Below are 19903 nucleotides of genomic sequence, written 5' to 3'. Positions count from 1 at the left end.
CTCTTGCTCTCTAGGCGACTGACAGCCGTGCTTACTTGAACTGCGACAGGAAGCGCAGGTCGCCGTCGAAGAACAGGCGCAGGTCATTGACGCCGTAGCGCAGCATGGCCAGGCGGTCGATGCCCGAGCCGAAGGCGAAGCCGATGTAGCGCTCGGGATCGAGGCCCATGTTGCGGATCACCTGCGGGTGCACCTGGCCCGAGCCCGACACCTCCAGCCAGCGGCCCTTGAGCGGACCGGAGCCGAACATCATGTCGATCTCGGCGCTGGGCTCGGTGAACGGGAAGTAGCTGGGGCGGAAACGGATCTCCATGTCCGTCGTCTCGAAGAACTGCTGCATGAAGTTCACGTAGACGGACTTGAGGTCCTTGAAGCTGATGTTCTCGCCGACCCACAGGCCCTCGACCTGGTGGAACATCGGCGAATGCGTCGCGTCGCTGTCGACGCGGTAGGTGCGGCCCGGCGCGATCACGCGGATCTCGGGCATCGGCTGGCCGGCGTCGATCAGCGCGCGATGCTTCTTGACGTGCTGCACCGCGTAGCGGATCTGCATCGGGCTGGTGTGCGTGCGCAAGACGTGACCCCCTTCGATGTAGAAGGTGTCATGCATCGAGCGGGCCGGATGGTCTTCCGGCGTGTTCAGCGCGGTGAAGTTGAACCAGTCGTTCTCGATCTCCGGGCCGTCCGCCACGTCGAAACCCATCGAGCCGAAGATGGCCTCGATGCGCTCCATCGCCCGCGTGATCGGGTGCAGGCCGCCGGTGCCGCGCTGGCGACCGGGCAGCGTGACGTCCAGCGCCTCGGCCTTGAGCTGCTTCTCGAGTTCGGCATCCGCCAGCGCCTGGCGACGCGCGGTCAGCGCGGCCTCGATGCCCTGCTTGAGCTGGTTGATCTGCGCGCCGCGGGTCTTCTTCTCCTCGACGGACAGCGCGGCCATGCCCTTCATCAGCTCGGTGACCTGGCCGGTCTTGCCCAGGAAGCGGGCCTTGGCGTTCTCCAGGTCAGCGGGAGTCGTGGCGGCGGCGAAATCGCCGGTGGCCTGTTGCAGCAGTTGATCGAGGTCGTTCATCGCGGGGCGCCGATGCGGCATCTGGCGTCGTTGGCGGAAATCGAAGGGCGCGACAGTGAAATGGCGAACATCGCACCACCGCGCCGGAATGAAAAAAGGCCGAACACCAGGGTGTCGGCCTTTGAAAAGGGCGACTCCGGCAACACCGGAGTTGCCAGTCCATCCACGGGCGAGCACCCGCAAACGGACCTTGGCAATTAAGCCAGAGCGGCCTTCACCTTGGCGAAGATGCTGGCGAAACCAGCAGGATCGTTGACGGCGAGATCGGCCAGGACCTTGCGGTCGATGTCGATCTGGGCCTTCTTCAGGCCGGCCACGAACTTGCTGTAGCTCAGACCCAGGCCACGGCTTGCCGCGTTGATACGGGCAATCCACAGCTGGCGGAACACGCGCTTCTTGGCACGGCGGTCACGGTAGGCGTACTGGCCCGCCTTCATCACCGCCTGCTTGGCGATGCGGAAGACGTTCTTGCGACGACCACGGAAGCCCTTGGCCAGGGCCAGGACCTTCTTGTGACGAGCACGTGCGGTAACACCACGTTTGACGCGAGGCATGTTGTATCTCCTTGTCTACTGCTGGATTACAGACCAGCGGTGGGCAGCATCGCGGCGATGTGGCCCATGTTGGTCTCATGCACGGTCGTGGCGCCACGCAGCTGGCGCTTGTTCTTCGTGGTCTTCTTGGTCAGGATGTGGCGCTTGAACGCCTGACCGCGCTTGACGGTGCCACCCGGACGAACGCGAAAACGCTTTTTCGCGCTGCTCTTGGTCTTCATCTTGGGCATGACTGCTCCTTCTATGTGCGTCCCTGCAGGCGACCCCGGGTTCCGGAGTACTTGCCTGGCCTGCAGGAGACTAATGAGCCTGTCGACGACCAGATCGACAGGCCAGGTCTGCAAGAACAACGCCTTGCAAACAGAACCGGGCCGCAGCCCGGTTCTGTTTGCACCCCTTGCGAGGTGAGGGCCGACCCGCGGGCCGGCCCGGCGCATCAGCTGCGCTTCTTCGGCGCGAGCACCATGATCATCTGGCGCCCTTCCAGCTTGGGCATGTGCTCCACGACCGCCACGTCCGCCAGTTCATCGCGGATGCGCTCCAGCATGCGCATGCCAATGTCCTGGTGGGTGATCTCGCGACCACGGTAGCGCAGCGTGACCTTGCCCTTGTCGCCGTCCTCCGCGATGAAGCGGCGCAGGTTGCGCATCTTGATCTGGTAGTCGCCTTCGTCCGTGCCCGGACGGAACTTGACTTCCTTGACCTCGATGACCTTCTGCTTGGACTTGGCTTCCGCCGCGCGCTTCTGCTCCTGGTACTTGAACTTGCCGTAGTCCATCAACCGGCAGACCGGCGGGACCGCTGTCGCGGCAATCTCAACCAGATCGACGTCCAGGTCACCGGCCATCCGGAGCGCTTCCTGGATCGAGACGATGCCGATCGGCTCGTTCTCCGGGCCATTCAGACGGACTTCGGAAGCGGTGATTTCGCGGTTCAGGCGGTGCTTGCGCTCCGGAATCGCACGACGGTCAGCAAAAGTAGCGATGGTGGTTACCTTTAAACGGACCTTGGCAAGGGTCCGAAGAGATCAATAAACGCAAAAAGCGCCCGACTCAGGCTTTGTCCGCGATGGCCGTCGAGAGCTTCGAGACGAAGTCCTCCAGCGACATCACGCCCAGATCCTGGTTGCCTCGGGCGCGCACTGCAACCGCGCCGTTCGCCTTTTCCTTGTCGCCGACGACGAGGATGAACGGGACTTTTTGCAGCGAATGCTCGCGGATTTTATACGTGATCTTTTCATTGCGCAAATCGGCCTGGACCCTAAGCCCTTGTTTTTGCAGCGATTTCACAATGTCTGAAACGTAATCCGCCTGGGCGTCCGTGATATTCGCGACAACCACCTGCGTCGGCGCCAGCCAGACGGGCAGCGCACCGGCGTGCTGCTCGATCAGGATGCCGATGAAACGCTCCAGGCTGCCGACGATCGCGCGATGCAGCATCACGGGCGTGCGGCGCTCGCCGTCCTCGCCGACGTACTCGGCGCCCAGGCGGCCCGGCATCGAGAAGTCGACCTGCATCGTGCCGCACTGCCACTGGCGGCCGATCGCGTCCTTGAGCGTGTATTCGATCTTCGGACCGTAGAAGGCGCCATCGCCGGGGGCGATGATGAATTCCACGCCGGAGGCGCGCAGCGACTCCATCAGCGCGAACTCGGCCTTGTCCCAGACCTCATCGGAGCCGATGCGCGCCTCGGGGCGCGTCGCGACCTTGTAGATGATGTTCTCGAAACCGAAGTCCTTGTAGACCTTCTGCAACAGTGCCGTGTACGCCACGCATTCGGCCAGGATCTGGTCTTCCGTGCAGAAGATGTGGCCGTCGTCCTGCGTGAAGCCGCGCACGCGCATGATGCCGTGCAGGCCGCCCGTGGGCTCGTTGCGATGGCACTGGCCGAACTCGCCGAAGCGCAGCGGCAGATCGCGGTAGCTCTTGATGCCGTGCTTGAAGATCAGGATGTGACCGGGACAGTTCATCGGCTTGAGCGCGTAATCGCGCTTCTCCGATTCCGTCGTGAACATGTTGTCGCGGTACTTGTCCCAGTGGCCCGTGGCCTCCCACAGCGTCTTGTCGAGCAGCTGCGGGCCCTTCACTTCCTGGTAGCCGTTGTCGCGGTACACGCGGCGCATGTACTGCTCGACTTCCTGCCACACCGTCCAGCCCTTGGGATGCCAGAACACCACGCCCGGCGCGTGCTCGTCGATGTGGAAGAGCTCCAGCTCCTTGCCGAGCTTGCGGTGGTCGCGCTTCTCGGCTTCCTCGAGCATGCGCAGGTAGTTGGCCAGGTCGTCCTTCGTCGCCCAGGCCGTGCCGTAGATGCGCTGGAGCTGCTCGTTGCGGTGGTCGCCGCGCCAGTAGGCGCCCGCCACCTTCATCAGCTTGAAGAACTTGAGCTTGCCGGTGGACGGGACGTGCGGGCCGCGGCACAGGTCGGTGAAGCCGCCCTCGGCGTAGAGCGACACGTCCTGGTCGGCCGGGATGCTCTCGATGATCTCGGCCTTGTAGGCCTCGCCGATGCCTTTGAAGTACTGCACCGCCTCGTCGCGCGGCAGCACCGAGCGCGTCACCTTCTCGTCCTTTTTCGCGAGCTCGGCCATCTTGGCCTCGATCGCCGCGAGGTCCTCGGGCGTGAACGGACGCTTGTAGGAGAAGTCGTAATAGAAGCCGTGTTCGATGACCGGGCCGATCGTGACCTGGGCGTCGGGGAACAGCTCCTTGACCGCGTAGGCCAGCAGGTGGGCCGTCGAGTGGCGGATCACCTCCAGCCCGTCCGGATCCTTGTCCGTGACGATGGCCAGCTGCGTGTCCTGGTCGATGAGGAAGCTCGTGTCGACGAGCCGGGCGTTCTCGCCCGCGCCGACGCGGCCGGCCAGCGCGGCCTTGGCCAGGCCCGTGCCGATGGAGGCGGCCACCTCGGCGACGGTCACCGGCTGCGGGAACTCGCGCTTGGAACCGTCGGGCAGTTGGATGGAAATTTGGGACATGTTCGGGTACTCCAGAAAACAAAAAGCGCGGCCACTTGCCGCGCTTGATCTGGGGTGCTGACTGTTTCCGGACAGCAGGGGAAAAGACGTGACGAGCCGCGGCCGCTCAAACCTTCGCAGTGGAGGTGCTAGTCCGCGGTGTCATAACCGATTCGCCTTTCCCGGTCCTTGTTGGAAAAAGAAATGAAGGCGGCAGTGTAGCTCAGAGCGCCTGGATGTCGAGCGACGGGCGGCTGCAGGCCTCCTGGAATTCGTCGCGCAGGCGCTCGCCCTCGCGCACCGCGCGCAGCCAGTCGCGGGCGCGGCCCGGCACGTCGTTCAGGTAGCGCTGGAAGTCGTTGCGGTCGGGCAGCTTGCCATTGGGCAGCGTTTTCACCCACTCGGGGTTGGGCGTCAGCAGCACGACGTTGTCGAGGAAGGCGCTGGTGCGGTGCCGGTGCTTGAGCGCCTTGTCCAGCCATCCGGGAATCACGCTCGACTGGAAATGCGGATAGAGCGCGATGCCGTCGCCCACCATCGCCGCGTAGTTCAGGTGCAGGTGGTAGTCGGTGATGCCGCCGTCCCAGTAGGCGCCGGCGGGCGCGCCTTCGATGTCGTGCACGGCCTGCAGCCAGAACGGGATGGAGCAGCTCGCCAGCAGGCTGGGCTTGAGGTTGCCGGCGTCCAGCGCGACCTGGTGGCTGCGGTAGTCCGCGAGCGGCATCGGCAGCGGCGAGCGCTTGTCGGAGAACACCACCCGCTCCAGCCAGGCGCCCATCGCGCGGCGCGACATCGCATTGGCCGCGAAGGCGCCGAGGTAGCCCAGCGGCGTGCGCAGCCGCCCTTCCCGCCCGAGCACATGTTTCCCGCGCGAGGTGAACACATGCAGCCGGAACTGGGGATGGGCGAGCACCTCGGCCTCGCGCCCGCCGAAGATCTCGGCCAGCTTCTGCGAGAAGGCGCGGGTGACGGTCGCGGCGCTCGGGCGCTTGCCGGGCTCGGACTCGTAGTCCTGGTGGGCGTAGTCGTGGGCGAGGCGCTCGAACTCGGCGCGGCAACCGGCGGCGTCGCGGCTCAGGCAGGCGGTGGCCATGCGCCAGGCGCCGATCGAGGCCCCCAGCAGGTGCACCTCCTGGCCGCCGGACGGGAGGAACTCCCCGAACAGATGGGCGTCGAGCGCGCTGAGGATCAGCCCCTTGGGGCCGCCGGCCGCGCCGGGCACGGCGCGCACGTCGGCGGCGCGCAGGCCATGGTCGCGCAGCCGTTGGCGCGCACGGGGTCCGGCGAGGATCTGCAGGGCCTGCATCGGGCGGTTCGTCCTTTCATGGGGCAACGACACCCGACGCGGCCGGCCGCTCCTCGCCTGATCGTCAGGCTCAGAGCTTCATTTCCAGGTTGAGCTGGAACCAGGGCTTGAGGCTGCGGCCGGTGGCGTAGTAGTCGCCATTGGCCAGCGTGGTCTCGGCCCGCGCGTCGAGCGGGAAGAGATTATTGGCCGAGAAGCGGACCGAGGTCTTGGGACTGACCATCCATTGGGCGAAGACGTCCAGGCCGCGGTTGCGGGAGAACTCGACCTGCTGGCGGTCGGTCTGGCGCACCGTGTAGACCGGCGTGTAGTTCAGGTTGGCGCCGGTGGTGACCGGCACGCCGCTGAAGCGGTAGTCGAAGCCCAGGTTGGCGGTCCAGGGCTGCTGCTGGTCCAGGCGGTTGTCCGGCCCGGACACGGCCTTCACCCGCGAGCGGTAGACGCTGAACGAGCTGCGCAGGTTCAGCGGCGTCTTGGCCTCGAACAGCGACGGGAACAGCTCGCCGGCGCGGCCCTTGAGCTCCAGCTCGATGCCGCTGGTGGTGGCGCTGGAGAAGTTGGTCGGGCGGATCACGTAGCGCGGCACCGGCACCAGCGCGCTGGCCGGATCCAGCGTCACGACGTTGCGGATCAACTGGCTGATGTTGCGGTGGAACAGGCCGACGCTGAAGAGACTGCCGCCGCTCAGGTACTTCTCGTAGGCGATGTCCAGGCCGGTGGCGAGTTCCGGCTTGAGGCCCGGATTGCCGACGCGGTCGGGATTGAGTTCGTCGTTGGCCTGGCCGGGGTCGGGGAACTTGCTGTTCAGCGTGTAGCGGCCCAGCATCTGCGTCAGCTCCGGCGCCTTGTAGCTGCGCGTCAGGCTGGCGCGGATCATGTCGCGCGCCTTCGGGTCCAGCTTGTAGGTCAGGTGCCACAGCGGCGACAGCACGCTGGAGCTGTTGCGCGCATCGGTGGCGACGCCGCGGCTGGTGGTGACGATGCGCTCATGGCGCAGGCCGAAGTAGGTCGACCACTGCGGGTTGATCTCCCATTCGTCCTGGATGAAGAAGGCCTGGCGGCGGATGCGCGCGCCGAAGTTCTCGCCGTTGAGCGCCGGCAGCTGCTCGCCGCCGGCCACGGTGGTGTCGCGGATCTCGTCGCGCTTGCGGAACTCGAAGTCCCAGCCCAGTGTCACCGTGTGCTCGTCGCCCAGGATCTGGCTGTACTTGCCGGCCTGGGTCAGGCTGCGGTCGCGGCTGTCGATCACCGCGTCCACCGGCGCGGCCGCGTTCAGCGTGTGGTTCTCGATGTGGTTCTTCGCATCCTGCACGCCGGCCTTGAGCTCCCACTTCTGCGTCTCGCTGAAGCGGTTGTTCCATTGCAGGTTGGCGCGCAGCATCTGCCAGACGCCCTGGTTGTCGCTGTCGTCATCCAGGCGCGGTGTCTTGTACTGGCCGTCCGGCACCAGGCGGACCGAGTTGTTCCACCAGCCCTTCTGCGCGAAGCCCTGCAGCGACACGCTCTCGTCGTCGCTGATCTTCCAGGTCGCGCGCGGCGCGGAGTTGAAGGCGTGGCCCCAGTTGCGCATCTTGCCGTGCTGCGCGGCGACGACCGGCTGGTCGTTCAGGTCGGTGCCGTTGCGCTCGGTCGAGGAACGCATCTCCTGCAGCCACTGGAAGGCGGACACCGGCACCGACAGCGAGACCGGCCCGAAGCGCTCGCCGAAGGTGAAGGTGGCCGAGGGGACCGGATGGTTGATGTTGTAGCCGGCGCCGATGCGCAGGTCGCGCTGCGACACGCGCGGCGCCTCCTTCAGGATGATGTTGATCGCGCCGGCCACGGCCTGCGCGCTCTGGTCGGCGCTGGGGCCCTTGGTGACCTCGATGCGCTCGACCTGCGCCGGATCCAGCTGGTCCAGCTTGAAGCCCGGGGGCGCCGGATCGCCGTTGATCAGGATCAGCGTGTAGCCCGAGCCCAGGCCGCGCATGCGGGGGGCGCCGTCGGCCACGTTGACGCCGGGCAGCCGCTTGAGCACGTCGGCCACGCTGGTGTCGCCGTAGCGGTCCAGCTCCTCGCGCCCGTAGACCTGCTTGGCCACCGGCGCGCGGCGGCGCAGGTCCGAATCGTTGGCGCGGCCGGTGATCTCGACGCGATCCAGGCGGCGGCCCGCGGCCGGCTCGTTGCCCATGCCCGGGGGCGCTTCCTGGGCCCAGGCGGACACCGCGGGCAGGGCGACGGTCAGGCAGACAAGGGCACAGGCCCTGGCGATGGCGTGGGTCTTCAAGGGGGCTCCCGAGATTCGTGTCGACACGATGGCGATGTGTCGACTTTTGTCATTGACGGTAAACGGCGCGCAGCGTAGCTGCACGCCGCCCGTTCTGACACCTCGGCTGCGACCGGCCGCGAAAAATGTGGGATCAAACGCGATTCGACGCCGCGGATGGCATGGCCGGCCGGCCCGGGCGTGGCGGGAGTCGCCCCGGCGGCGGGACGCGGGCGAACAGCGCCCCGCGCCCTCGCCCGCTGCGGATCAGCGCTTGAGCTTGGCGAAGGCCGCTGCCATGGCGCCGCCCTGCGGCTGCGCGGCCTGCTGCGGGCGAGCGCCGCCCTGGCGCTCGTTGCGACCGGCGGGGCGGAAGCTGTTGTCCGCCTTCGCGCCGCCGCGCGGCGCCTGCGCGTCCAGCTTCATCGTCAGCGAGATGCGCTTGCGGGCCAGGTCGACCTCCAGCACCTTCACCTTCACGATGTCGCCGGTCTTCACGACCTCGCGAGCATCGTTGACGAACTTGTTGGCCAGCTGGCTGACGTGGACCAGGCCGTCCTGGTGCACGCCCAGGTCGACGAAGGCGCCGAACTGCGCCACGTTGGACACCGTGCCCTCCAGCACCATGCCCTCCTTCAGGTCCTTGATGTCCTCGACGCCGTCGTTGAAGCGCGCGACCTTGAAGTCCGGACGCGGATCGCGGCCGGGCTTCTCCAGCTCGCCGAGGATGTCCTTCACCGTGATGGCGCCGAAGCGCTCGTCGGCGAAGGCCTCCGGCTTCAGCGCGCGGATCACGTCGGACTTGCCCATCACGTCGGCGATCGGCCGCTGCACCTGCGCCAGGATGCGCTCGATGACCGGGTAGGTCTCGGGGTGGACGCCGCTGACGTCCAGCGGGTTGTCGCCGTCGCGGATGCGCAGGAAGCCGGCCGCCTGCTCGAAGGTCTTGGGCCCCAGGCCGGTGACGTCGAGCAGTTGCTGCCGGTTGCGGAACGCGCCGTTGGCATCGCGCCAGCGCACGATGGAGGCGGCCACGCCGGCCGAGAGGCCCGACACGCGCGACAGCAGCGGCGCGGACGCGGTGTTCAGGTCGACGCCGACCGAGTTCACGCAGTCCTCGACGACCGCGTCCAGCGTGCGCGCGAGCTCGCTCTGGTTGACGTCGTGCTGGTACTGGCCGACGCCGATCGACTTCGGATCGATCTTCACCAGCTCGGCCAGCGGGTCCTGCAGGCGGCGCGCGATCGAGACCGCGCCGCGCAGCGACACGTCCAGGTCGGGCAGTTCCTTCGAAGCGAATTCCGACGCCGAGTACACCGAGGCGCCGGCCTCGCTGACGACGACCTTCTCGATCACCGTCTCCGGCGACATCGACTGGATGCGCTTGATCAAGTCGGCGGCGAGCTTGTCGGTCTCGCGCGAGGCGGTGCCATTGCCGATCGCGATCAGGTTGACGCCGTGCGTCGCGCACAGGCGGCCCAGCGTGTGGATCGAGCCTTCCCAGTCCCGCTTGGGCTCATGCGGATAAACGGTCGAGGTGTCGAGCACGCGGCCGGTGTCGCTGACCACGGCGACCTTCACGCCGGTGCGGATGCCGGGGTCCAGGCCCATCACGACGCGCTTGCCGGCCGGTGCGGCCAGCAGCAGGTCGCGCAGGTTCTCGGCGAAGACCTTGGTCGCGACCTTCTCGGCCTCCTCGCGCAGGCGGGCGAACAGGTCGCGCTCCAGGCTCAGCGACAGCTTGACCTTCCAGGTCCAGGCGACGGTCTTGCGGATCAGCTCATCGCCGGCGCGCTTGGCGTGGCTCCAGCCGAGGTGGCGCGCGATGCGGCCTTCGGCCAGCGAGGGCTGACCGGGCACCAGCTCTTCGTCCAGCGCCAGCTTGGCGTCGAGGAACTCCTGCGTGCGCCCGCGGAAGACGGCCAGCGCGCGGTGCGAGGGCACGGTGCGGATCGGCTCGGCGTAGTCGAAGTAGTCGCGGAACTTGGAGATGTCGGGGTTGTTCTCGTCCTTGCCGTCCATCAGCTTCGACTTGAACAGGCCCTCCTCCCACAGCCATTCGCGCAGCTTGCCGATCAGCACGGCGTCCTCGGCCCAGCGCTCGGACAGCAGGTCGCGCACGCCGTCCAGCACCGCGTAGGCATCGACGAAGCCGGCATCGGGATAGAGGAAGGCCGCCGCCTCGGTCATCGGATCCAGCGACGGATCGGCGAAGAGCTTGTCGGCCAGCGGCTCCAGGCCGGCCTCGCGGGCGATCAGGCCCTTGGTGCGGCGCTTCTGCTTGTAGGGGAGGTAGAGGTCCTCGAGCTCCTGCTTGGTCGGCGCGGCCGCGATGGCGGCGGCGAGTTCCGGCGTGAGCTTGCCCTGCTCCTCGATGGACTTGAGCACCGCCTCGCGGCGGTCCTCGAGCTCGCGCAGGTAGCTCAAGCGGGCTTCCAGCTCGCGCAACTGGATGTCGTCGAGGCCGTCGGTGGCTTCCTTGCGATAGCGGGCGATGAACGGGACGGTGGCCCCGCCGTCGAGCAGCTCCACGGCGGCATTGACCTGGGCCGGGCGAACCTTCAGCTCGGCGGCAATCTGGAGGAGGATCTTGTCCAAAACAGCGACGGGGCCGAAGGCCCGGGAAAGCAACGAAAGCGCGCGAGTTTAGGTCACGCCGGGAAGGCCCTGTGCAGCACCGCGTCGGCATCGAGGCCGCGCAGGTCGAGCGCCCCCGCCACCGCGCCCCAGCGCGGATCGAAACGGCTCGCGATGAAGGCGTCGGCGACGAAGGCCGGCGCATGCGCCCGCAGCAGCGCCGCCTGCGCCAGCAGCACCAGCCGCGTCGCGAAGCGGCGGCCCAGCGCCTCCAGCTGGTCCGGCGGCGTGGCGAGCATCGCCCGCAGCACATCCAGTTCCGCGCGTGCCGGTACGTCGTCGCGCAGCGCCTGGCCCAGCCCGTCCAGCAGCGCGAGGAAGGCCTGCGGGTCGCGCGCGACGGCGCGCATCACGTCCAGGCACATCACGTTGCCGGATCCCTCCCAGATCGAGTTGACCGGCGCCTCGCGGTAGAGCCGGCCCATGACGCCGTCGTCGATGTAGCCGTTGCCGCCGAGCACCTCCATCGCCTCGCCGGTCAGCTCGACGGCGCGCTTGCAGACCCAGAACTTCGCCGCCGGCGTCACCAGCCGCATCCAGGTGCGCTCGCCGGGATCGTCCTGGCGCTCGAAGGCCTGGGCCAGCCGCAGGCTCAGCTGCATCGCGGCCTCGCTCTCCAGCGCCAGGTCCACCAGCACCGCCCGCATCAGCGGCTGCGCCGCCAGGCGCTTGCCGAAGGCGCTGCGGTGGCGCGCGTAGTGCAGCGCCTGCACCAGCGCCTGGCGCAGCATCGCCGCGCTGCCGACGACGCAGTTCAGCCGCGTGTAGGTCGCCATCTCGATGATGGTCGGGATGCCGCGGCCCTCCTCGCCCATCAGCACGCCGTGGGCGTCCTGGAACTCGACCTCGGAGCTGCTGTTGCTGCGGTTGCCGACCTTGTCCTTGAGGCGCTGGATGTGGACCGCGTTCTTCGTGCCGTCCGGGCGCCAGCGCGGCACGAAGAAGCAGCCCGGCGCGCCGTCCGGCGTCTTGGCCACGACCAGGTGGGCGTCGCACATCGGCGCGGAGAAAAACCATTTGTGCCCGGTGAGCCGGTAGTCGGCGCCGCGGCCGCCGGCGCCCACCGGCTCGGCGCGGGTCGTGTTGGCGCGCACGTCGGAGCCGCCCTGCTTCTCCGTCATGCCCATGCCCAGCCAGATCGAGCGCTTGTCCGCCAGCGGCAGGTCGCGGCCGTCGTAGTCGGTGCTCAGGAGCTGCTCGCGCAGCGCCGCCCACAGCGCCGGCTCGCGCCGCAGCACCGGGATGCTGGCCTGCGTCATCGTCGCCGGGCAGAGCGTGCCGGCCTCGATCTGTCCGTGCAGGTAGAAGCCGGCGGCCCAGGCCGCCCAGCGGCCGGGGCGTTCGTCGCGCAGCGGCATCGCGACCAGGTCCGCCCGCCGGTAGGCGGCGAGCAGCGCATGCCAGCCGGGATCGAACTCGACGCGGTCGATGCGCCGGCCGCGCTTGTCGAAGCTCTCCAGCGTCGGCGTCACCCGGTTGATGCGCTCGGCGATGGCCTGGGTCTCGGGACGACCGAGCCAGATGGCGTACTCGGCCAGGCCCGGCACGAAGGCGTCCGCGCCGGCGCGCGCGAGCGCCTCGCGCAGCGCCGGGTCGATGGCCAGCGGCGAGTGCCCGGCCAGCTCGTCGACCTGGTTGGTGACCTCGTGGGTGCGCCAGCCCGTGGCCCCGGCGGCGGCAGCGGGACCCGCGGCGGTGGGGACATCGGGGGCGCCGGGCGCGGTGGGTGTCGTGTCCATGGGCGACATGGTGGGCGTCTCCTGCAAAAGCTGGATGGTCCCCGGTTCCTGGCGTGTCCTCTGGATCGGGGTCGCGGCGGGGGCCATCCTCGCCTATCGCGCGCACGCCAGCCACCGGCGTGCCCATCCAGCTTGTTGCAAGGGTTACACCGGATGTCAGTCCTGACAGGCCATCGCGGACGCCGGAGCCCCTACATTCGCGCAGTCGTCCGGACCAGCCACAGCAAGACCACGACCTCGGGCCCTCCGAGGCAACCGGCGACACCTCGGGACGCGGCGCCTGCCGCACCTCCAAGAACATCTGGAACGGCCTCACCACGGGCCGCGAACAGAGGGGGCCGTCCCGTTCCCACCCGAGCGAGTCCGGCCATTTCTTCGGGAGATCTCACCGATCCATCACGTAAGAAAGAGGCGATATGACACAGGCATTCATCCAGCGTTTCCTGCGCGTCAGCATCATGGCCGCCGCGGCTACCGCCGCCTGCCAGGCCCTGGCGGCGGATCGCGTCCTGCTCGACGACCAGTCCCCGGTGAACACCACGATGCGCGCGTCGAGCGCTCCCCAGAACGCGGGCACCGCGCTGGGACTCGCGGCCAGCGACCTGCAGGCCGTGCGCAGCCAGACCTACCCCAGCGGCAAGGTCGTCACCCGTCACCAGCAGTACCACCAGGGCGTGCCCGTCTGGGGCGAAGGCGTCGTGGAGCACCGCGACACCAGCGCCGGCACCTCGCGCTACTCCGGCAGCCTGCTGACCAACATCCAGCAGGACCTGAACACGGTCCAGCCCGGCCTGACCGCGCAGGGCGCGCTGGCCCAGGCCAAGGGCGCCGTCAATGCGGTGCTGACCGAGAACGAGCAGTCCAAGCTGTACGTCCGGCTCAATGCCAACGGCAAGGCGCAGCTGTTCTACCTGGTGTCCTTCATGCGGCATGACCGCCAGGAGCCCAGCCGCCCGCACTTCATGATCGACGCCACCACCGGCGCGGTGCTGGAGCGCTGGGAAGGCCTGGCCCACCGTGACGCCACCGGCCCCGGCGGCAACACCAAGACCGGCCGCTACGAATACGGCACCGACTACCCGGCGCTGCAGGTCACCGACACCTGCCAGATGAATTCCGGCAACGTGATCACGGTCAACCTCAACGGCAGCACCAGCGCCAGCAACACGCCCTTCCAGTTCACCTGCTCGCGCAACGAGTACAAGCAGATCAACGGCGCCTACTCGCCGCTGAACGATGCCCACTTCTTCGGCAACGTGATCTTCAACATGTACCGGGACTGGTTCAACCTGCGGCCGCTGACCGGCACCCTGTACATGCGGGTCCACTACGGCAGCAACTACGAGAACGCGTTCTGGGACGGCACGGCGATGAGCTTCGGCGACGGCCGCACCACCTTCTACCCGCTGGTCTCGCTGGACGTGTCGGCGCACGAGGTGAGCCACGGCTTCACCGAGCAGAACTCGGGCCTGGTGTACTCCGGCCAGTCCGGCGGCATGAACGAGGCCTTCTCCGACATGGCCGGCGAAGCCGCCGAGTACTACCGCAACAACGGCAGCAACGACTGGCTGGTGGGCGCGCAGATCTTCAAGGGCAGCGGCGCGCTGCGCTACTTCGACGATCCCACGCGCGACGGCAGCTCCATCGGCCATGCGTCCAACTACCGCAGCGGCATGGACGTGCACTACTCGAGCGGCGTCTACAACCGCGCGTTCTACCTGCTGGCCAACAAGCCGGGCTGGAACACGCGCAAGGCCTTCGAGGTCATGGTCGACGCCAACCGCCTGTACTGGACCGCCAACAGCACCTTCAACCAGGGTGCCTGCGGCGTGGAGAAGGCGGCCACCGACCGCGGCTACGCGATGGCCGACGTGACGGCGGCCTTCGCCACCGTGGGGGTGAGCTGCAGCGGCACCACGCCGCCGCCGACCGCGACGCCGCTGACCAGCGGCGTGCCGGTGACCGGCATCTCGCTGGCCAAGGGCGCGACCAAGCTGTACAGCATCGCCGTGCCGGCGGGCCGCACGACGCTGACGATCAAGCTCTCGGGCGGATCGGGCGACGGCGACCTGTACGTCAAGCGCGGTTCCGCGCCGACCACCACCAGCTACGACAAGCGCTCGATCGGCTCGACCAATGCCGAGACCATCACCTTCTCGTCGCCGACCGCGGGCACCTACTACGTGCTGCTGAGCGCGTACGCGACGGTGACGAGCACCTCGCTGGTCGCCACCTACTGATCCCCGCCTGAACCGACTCCGGCGCGCCGCCTTCGTGCGGCGCGCCGGCTTCGCCATTCCTGGAGAAACCATCCATGCGTCAGTTCTTCATCCTCAGCGCGCTGTGCGTCGGCATGGCCGCGCTCACGCCGGCCCATGCGGGCGAGAAGGTCTGGATCAGCCTCGGCGACGCCGCGCTGGCCCAGTTGCAGAAACACCGTCCGGCCGCGCGCGCGGTCGCCAGCGTCCAGGCCGATGCGGCGCAGGACGGCTCGGCGCTCGCGGCCGCCAGCGCGTCCGCCTCCGCGCGCGCCGTGCGCAACGAGGGCCTGCACCTGGTCGAGGTCGACGAGGACGTGCTCGCCTCCCTGAGCCACTCGATCCACGAGGAGCTCAAGCGCTGCGGCGGCTACATGTACCACCCGACGCGGGAAGCGGGCCTGGCCTCGCTGCAGCGCCACAGCACGCCGGTGGGCGCGCAACGGCTGGCGGCGGCGCTGGTGGCCTCGCGGCCCAGCTACGTGATCGACCAGCAGTCGGTCGTCACGCCCATCCTGTCGCAGATGCAGGCCAGCAACATCGGGCAGACCATCGTCGACCTGTCCGCCAACACCAACCGCTACTACACCAGCAGCAGCGGCGTCGCCGCCTCGAACTGGCTGCGGCAGAAGTGGACGACGCTGGCGGGCGGTCGCACCGACATCACCGTCGAGCAGTTCAGCCATCCGAACTGGGCGCAGAAGTCGGTGATCGCCACCATCCAGGGCACCGACAACGGCAGCGAGGTCATCGTGATGGGCGCGCACCTGGACTCGATCAACCAGTCCGGCGGCTCGGGCGAGACCATGCGCGCGCCCGGCGCCGACGACGACGCCTCCGGCGTGGCCAGCCTGACCGAGGTGCTGCGCGCCCTGGTGCAGGCCAACTACAAGCCGCGCCGCACGATCAAGTTCATGGCCTACGCCGCCGAGGAGGTCGGCCTGCGCGGCTCGCAGGAGATCGCCAACAGCTTCGCCGCGGCGGGCGTCAACGTGGTGGGCGTGCTGCAGCTGGACATGACCAACTACAAGGGCGCGGCCAACGACATCTACCTGTTCAGCGATTACACCGACAGCGGGCAGAACACCTTCCTGTCCAACGTGATCGCGACCTACCTGCCGACGCTGCGGGTGGGAACCGACCGCTGCGGCTACGCCTGCTCGGACCATGCGTCGTGGAATGCCAAGGGCTACTTCGCGAGCATGCCCTTCGAGGCCGGCATGAGCAGTTCCAACCCCTACATCCACACCGCCAACGACACCTACGCCAACATGGGCAGCCAGGCCGACCATGCGCTCAAGTTCGCGCGCATGGCCGCGGCCTATGCGGTGGAGCTGGGCAGCGACGGGCCGGGCACGCCGCCGCCGGTGGACCGGACCGAGAACTTCAGCGGCAGCCTGACGCGCGGTCAGAGCCGCAGCTTCGGACCGTTCAAGGTGGCCAGCGGGGGCGCGCTCGCGGCCAGCACCACCGGCACCGGCGACATCGACCTGTACGTGCGCAAGGGCGCGGTGCCGACGACGTCCACCTACACCTGCAAGTCGGACGGGTCCAGCTCGACCGAGGGCTGCAGCGTCACGATGACGGCCAACGGCGATGTCTACGTGCTGGTCTACGGCTACTCGGCGGGCAACTACCAGCTGAAGGTGACCTACCGGCCGCAGTGAGGCGGGACGCGCTCCAGCGATGATCCGGCGGCGATCCGTCGCCGATCTCGGCGTCACGGACGGCCGGCCGGTGCGACTTTGCACCGGCCGGCCGTCAGCCGCGCGTGCTAGAGTGCCGCGATAGATTCGCGCAAGGCCTTTCTTCAGAGGTCTTCTTCCGCAGCCCCGCCGGTCCTCCCGGATCCCGCGCGCGTGGCCTGCCCAGCATTCCCCCCGCTGACGGTTCTTGAGTGTGTCTGTCCCGGCGCGCGCCCGCGTGCCGGGTATCTCCGTTCATCTTCTTCAAAAAAGGAAACACCATGACGACCAAGACCGGCACCGTGAAGTGGTTCAGCGACGACAAGGGCTTCGGCTTCATCACCCCGACCGACGGCTCCAAGGACCTGTTCGCCCACCACAGCGAGATCCAGAGCTCTGGCGGCTTCCGCACCCTCGCCGAAGGCGCGAAGGTCGAGTTCGAGCCGAAGGACGGCCCCAAGGGCCCGCAAGCCTCCAACATCCGCGTGATCTGAGCGGATCGCGCCGTCCTTCAGGACGGCTGCGCGGGCAGCTCGATGCGGAACTCGGTGCCCGCGGCCCCGGTCTCCACCACGATGCGCCCGCCGTGTGCCTCGACGATCACGCGGCACACGAAGAGCCCCAGGCCCATGTTGCCCGCGGCGGGCGCCTGCGCCCCGCCGCGCACCAGCGGCTCGAACAGCCCGGCCCGGACCTCGTCCGGGATCGGCGCACCTTCATTGCGCACCGACAGGTGGCGCCACGCGCCCCGCGCCTCGGTGCGCACGACGATGGGCCGCCCCACGGCCCCATGCTCCACCGCGTTGCGCAGCAGGTTCGCAATGACCCGCGCCAGCCGGTCGCCATCCCACCAGCCTTCATCCGACGCTTCCAGCACGGCATCGACCGTGATGCCTGGATAGGCGCCGCGCACCTCGTCGATCGCGGCCGAGGCGAGCGCGCCCAGGCGCTGCGGCGCGCGTCGCAGCAGCAGTTCCGCGTCGAGCTGGCTGCGCGCGTAGTCCTGGATGTCGTCCAGCATGTGCGCCATGCGCCGGGCCGCGGCGGTGATGCGCGCGGCCATCTTCTGGGTCGTCGACGCCGAGACCGGCGCGCGCGCCAACAGCTCGCTGCTCATCGCGATGGCGTCGAGCGGATTGCGCAGGTCGTGGCCCAGGATCGCGAGGAACAGGTCGCGTGCCCGCTCTTCGTCGCGCCGTTTCTGCTCGAGCGCCTCGGACAGCGCCCGCAGCGTGTCGCGCTGGCGCAGCAACGCATGCAGGTTGGCGATCAGCACCTCGTCGTCGACCGGCCGCGTCAGGTACGCATCCGCGCCGCCTTGCAGGCCGCGGACCTGGTCGTCCTCGGCGATGTAGACGCCGGACACCAGCACGATGGGCACCCCCACGCCGGACTCCTCCGCGCGGAGCTGGCGACAGACCTCGTAGCCGGTGATGTCGGGGAGCAGGACGTCGAGGATGATCGCGTCCACGCCGGTCGCCAGCCGCAGCGCCGCGGTCCCGTCGGCGGCCTCGATGACGGCGAAGCCGGCCAGCTCCAGCCGACGCCGGAGCGCGTAGCGATGCGAGCGGTCGTCATCGACGAGCAGGACGGTGCGTCTCCCCGTCTCTGGTACTGCGTCCATTCCATCCTCCCTGGCGGCGCCTGGACTGCCCGCGCCAGCGGGTCGCGCCGAGCGCAGAGGGTAACGCAAAGCGCTGACACCACGGCGGCTGGCGACGGGTCGTGTCGCGTCGCACGCGAGGCTCGCGCGGACCGGCCCTGGCGGTAGTAGAGTGCGCCCGTCGCCACGGCCCGGCCTGTCTGCGTGCGCGGCGACGATCGCAGAACGACAACGACCGCTGAAGAAGGAGCCCACGACATGCCAAAAGGCGAGCAACGCAACGACAAGGCCAACAAGAAGCCCAAGAAGGACACCGGCGCCCCCCGGGAGACGTCCTCCGACCGCCCGGTCGCGCCCGTCACGTCCGTGATGCCCAAGGGCAAGCTGAAGAACAAGGCGGGCTGAGCCCACCTCGGGCCCCGCCCCGGCCGGACATTGGCGGCTCGACGCCGAGCCGCCAGTGATCACGCTCCGCTCGACAGGAACGCGGCGGCGCCCTCGCCCGCGACGACGCCGCTGGCCATCGACGCCGTCAGCAGGTAACCGCCGGTCGGCGCTTCCCAGTCCAGCATCTCGCCGGCGACGAACACGCCGGGACGGGCCTTCAGCATCAGCCGCTCGTCCAGCGACTCCAGCGTCACGCCGCCCGCGGTGCTGATGGCCTCGGCCACCGGGCGTGCCGCCACCAGGCGCAGCGGCAGCGCCTTGAGCGTGTGCGCCAGCACCGTCGCGTCGGCGTAGGCCTCCTTCGTCAGCACCTCGTGCAGCAGGCCGGCCTTCAGGCCTTCGATGTTCAGCCGGCTCTTCAGGTGCGAGGACATCGAGCGCGATCCGCGCGGATGGGCGACCTGCTCCGCCACCCAGGCCGCGTCGCGGCCGGGCAGCAGGTCGAGGTGGACGAGCGCCTCGCCATCGCGCGCGATGCGCTCGCGCAGCAGCGCGGACGCGGCATACACCAGCGAGCCTTCGATGCCGGAGGCGGTCACCACGAACTCGCCCTGGCGCGAGAAGCGCTGGCCGTCCACGCCCTCGGCGCTCAGCGCGACCGGCTTGACCGGCTGGCCCGCGAAGCGCTCGGCGAAGAACGACGACCAGCCGCTCGCCGCGCCCTCGCGCGGCGCGCCGAGGTCGAAGCCGCAGTTGGCGGCGCGCAGCGGCGCCACCGCCGCACCGGCTTGCGCCAGCAGCGGCGCCCATTGGCCGTCCGAGCCCAGCTGGGGCCAGGACGCGCCGCCCAGCGCCAGCACGACCGCATCGGCGGTCGCGGTCGATTCACCGTCCGGCGAGCGCAGGCGCACCCCGCCGGCCTCGTCCCAGCCGAGCCAGCGATGCCGCATGTGGAAGCGCACGCCCTGCCCGCGCAGCCGCGACAGCCAGGCGCGCAGCAGCGGCGCGGCCTTCATGTCCTTGGGAAAGACGCGCCCCGAGCTGCCGACGAAGGTCTCGACGCCGAGTCCCTGCGTCCAGGCCCGCAGCGCCTCGCCATCGAAGCGGTCGAGCCAGGCGGCGACGCCGGCCTGGCGTTCGTAGTAGCGGGTGTCGAAGTCGGGCCGCGCTTCCGAGTGGGTCAGGTTGAGACCGCCCTTGCCCGCGAGCAGGAACTTGCGGCCGACGGACGCCATGGCGTCGTAGAGGTCGACCGACACGCCGGCGAGCGCCAGGCGTTCCGCGGCCATCAGGCCGGCGGGGCCGCCGCCGATGACGATGGCGCGGCGGGGAGAGGAAGTATTGGGCATGGTCGGGAGGGTACTGCGCAGGGCGCGCAGTGTGCCAGACCACGCCGGTGAGGCGATGCCGCGATCCGCAAATGTCGCCATGCGGCGGCGAGGTGGCGCGATGGCGCCGTGGTG

At 68.8% G+C, this 19903-nt stretch carries 15 protein-coding genes; 4 read left to right on the top strand and 11 right to left on the bottom strand.

The genetic code is table 11. From position 1 onward, the window contains the following. Positions 1-31: 31 nt before the first annotated feature. The 9 genes from pheS to FHT38_RS04590 all read right to left on the bottom strand — a co-directional run bounded on the left by pheS (position 32) and on the right by FHT38_RS04590 (position 12516). Positions 32-1069 carry a phenylalanine--tRNA ligase subunit alpha gene (pheS, locus tag FHT38_RS04635; protein ID WP_067062294.1) on the bottom strand — a complete coding sequence of 346 codons (1038 nt, stop codon included), beginning with the start codon at positions 1067-1069 and terminating at the stop codon, positions 32-34. Between the two features lie 197 nt (positions 1070-1266). Beyond that, positions 1267-1623, bottom strand: coding sequence for a 50S ribosomal protein L20 (gene rplT / locus FHT38_RS04625; protein WP_058934277.1), 357 nt, complete (start codon positions 1621-1623; stop codon positions 1267-1269). Between the two features lie 26 nt (positions 1624-1649). Next, positions 1650-1853, bottom strand: coding sequence for a 50S ribosomal protein L35 (rpmI, locus tag FHT38_RS04620; RefSeq protein ID WP_091722658.1), 204 nt, complete (start codon positions 1851-1853; stop codon positions 1650-1652). Between the two features lie 206 nt (positions 1854-2059). After that, entirely contained in the window at positions 2060-2608 is a 549-nt protein-coding gene (infC, locus tag FHT38_RS04615) for a translation initiation factor IF-3 (RefSeq protein ID WP_217648428.1), read from the bottom strand. Positions 2609-2675: 67 nt separating this feature from the next. Further along, complete coding sequence (gene thrS / locus FHT38_RS04610; RefSeq protein ID WP_147240695.1) at positions 2676-4601, bottom strand: threonine--tRNA ligase; 1926 nt, start codon at positions 4599-4601, stop codon at positions 2676-2678. 202 nt (positions 4602-4803) lie between these two features. After that, a complete protein-coding gene (locus FHT38_RS04605; RefSeq protein WP_091722648.1) occupies positions 4804-5886 on the bottom strand; it encodes a patatin-like phospholipase family protein in 1083 nt (360 codons plus the stop codon). Between the two features lie 70 nt (positions 5887-5956). After that, positions 5957-8152: a TonB-dependent siderophore receptor gene (locus tag FHT38_RS04600; RefSeq protein ID WP_183490296.1), complete on the bottom strand. Its 2196-nt coding sequence runs from the start codon at positions 8150-8152 to the stop codon at positions 5957-5959. Between the two features lie 246 nt (positions 8153-8398). Further along, positions 8399-10729 (bottom strand): Tex family protein, encoded by a 2331-nt coding sequence (locus FHT38_RS04595; protein WP_183490294.1) that lies wholly within the window; start codon positions 10727-10729, stop codon positions 8399-8401. Between the two features lie 53 nt (positions 10730-10782). Then, positions 10783-12516 (bottom strand): acyl-CoA dehydrogenase family protein, encoded by a 1734-nt coding sequence (locus FHT38_RS04590; RefSeq protein WP_255488601.1) that lies wholly within the window; start codon positions 12514-12516, stop codon positions 10783-10785. A gap of 407 nt (positions 12517-12923) precedes the next feature. Here FHT38_RS04590 and FHT38_RS04585 point away from each other — a divergent pair, with 407 nt between their 5' ends. The 3 genes from FHT38_RS04585 to FHT38_RS04575 all read left to right on the top strand — a co-directional run bounded on the left by FHT38_RS04585 (position 12924) and on the right by FHT38_RS04575 (position 16944). Continuing rightward, complete coding sequence (locus FHT38_RS04585) at positions 12924-14747, top strand: M4 family metallopeptidase (protein WP_255488600.1); 1824 nt, start codon at positions 12924-12926, stop codon at positions 14745-14747. Positions 14748-14821: 74 nt separating this feature from the next. Then, positions 14822-16432 (top strand): M20/M25/M40 family metallo-hydrolase, encoded by a 1611-nt coding sequence (locus FHT38_RS04580; protein ID WP_183490292.1) that lies wholly within the window; start codon positions 14822-14824, stop codon positions 16430-16432. A gap of 299 nt (positions 16433-16731) precedes the next feature. Continuing rightward, a complete protein-coding gene (locus FHT38_RS04575; RefSeq protein WP_091722629.1) occupies positions 16732-16944 on the top strand; it encodes a cold-shock protein in 213 nt (70 codons plus the stop codon). Between the two features lie 17 nt (positions 16945-16961). Here the strand turns inward: FHT38_RS04575 and FHT38_RS04570 are convergent, their stop codons facing one another. Beyond that, positions 16962-18074 carry an ATP-binding protein gene (locus FHT38_RS04570; RefSeq protein ID WP_183490289.1) on the bottom strand — a complete coding sequence of 371 codons (1113 nt, stop codon included), beginning with the start codon at positions 18072-18074 and terminating at the stop codon, positions 16962-16964. Between the two features lie 237 nt (positions 18075-18311). On the opposite strand from FHT38_RS04570, the gene FHT38_RS04565 reads away from it, so the two are divergent. Continuing rightward, the gene (locus FHT38_RS04565; RefSeq protein ID WP_175538184.1) at positions 18312-18458 is read left to right on the top strand and encodes a hypothetical protein; all 147 of its coding nucleotides are present in this window, start codon (positions 18312-18314) and stop codon (positions 18456-18458) included. A gap of 59 nt (positions 18459-18517) precedes the next feature. On the opposite strand, the gene FHT38_RS04560 is transcribed toward FHT38_RS04565, so the two are convergent. Next, the gene (locus FHT38_RS04560) at positions 18518-19789 is read right to left on the bottom strand and encodes a TIGR03862 family flavoprotein (RefSeq protein WP_183490286.1); all 1272 of its coding nucleotides are present in this window, start codon (positions 19787-19789) and stop codon (positions 18518-18520) included. Positions 19790-19903 lie beyond the last annotated feature (114 nt).

Origin of the sequence: Mitsuaria sp. BK041, from assembly GCF_014193085.1 — a bacterium.
Classification (GTDB): Bacteria; Pseudomonadota; Gammaproteobacteria; order Burkholderiales; family Burkholderiaceae_C; genus Roseateles.
The sequence above is the reverse complement of the archived record's forward strand: the minus strand, read 5'-3'. Positions and strand labels throughout refer to the sequence as shown.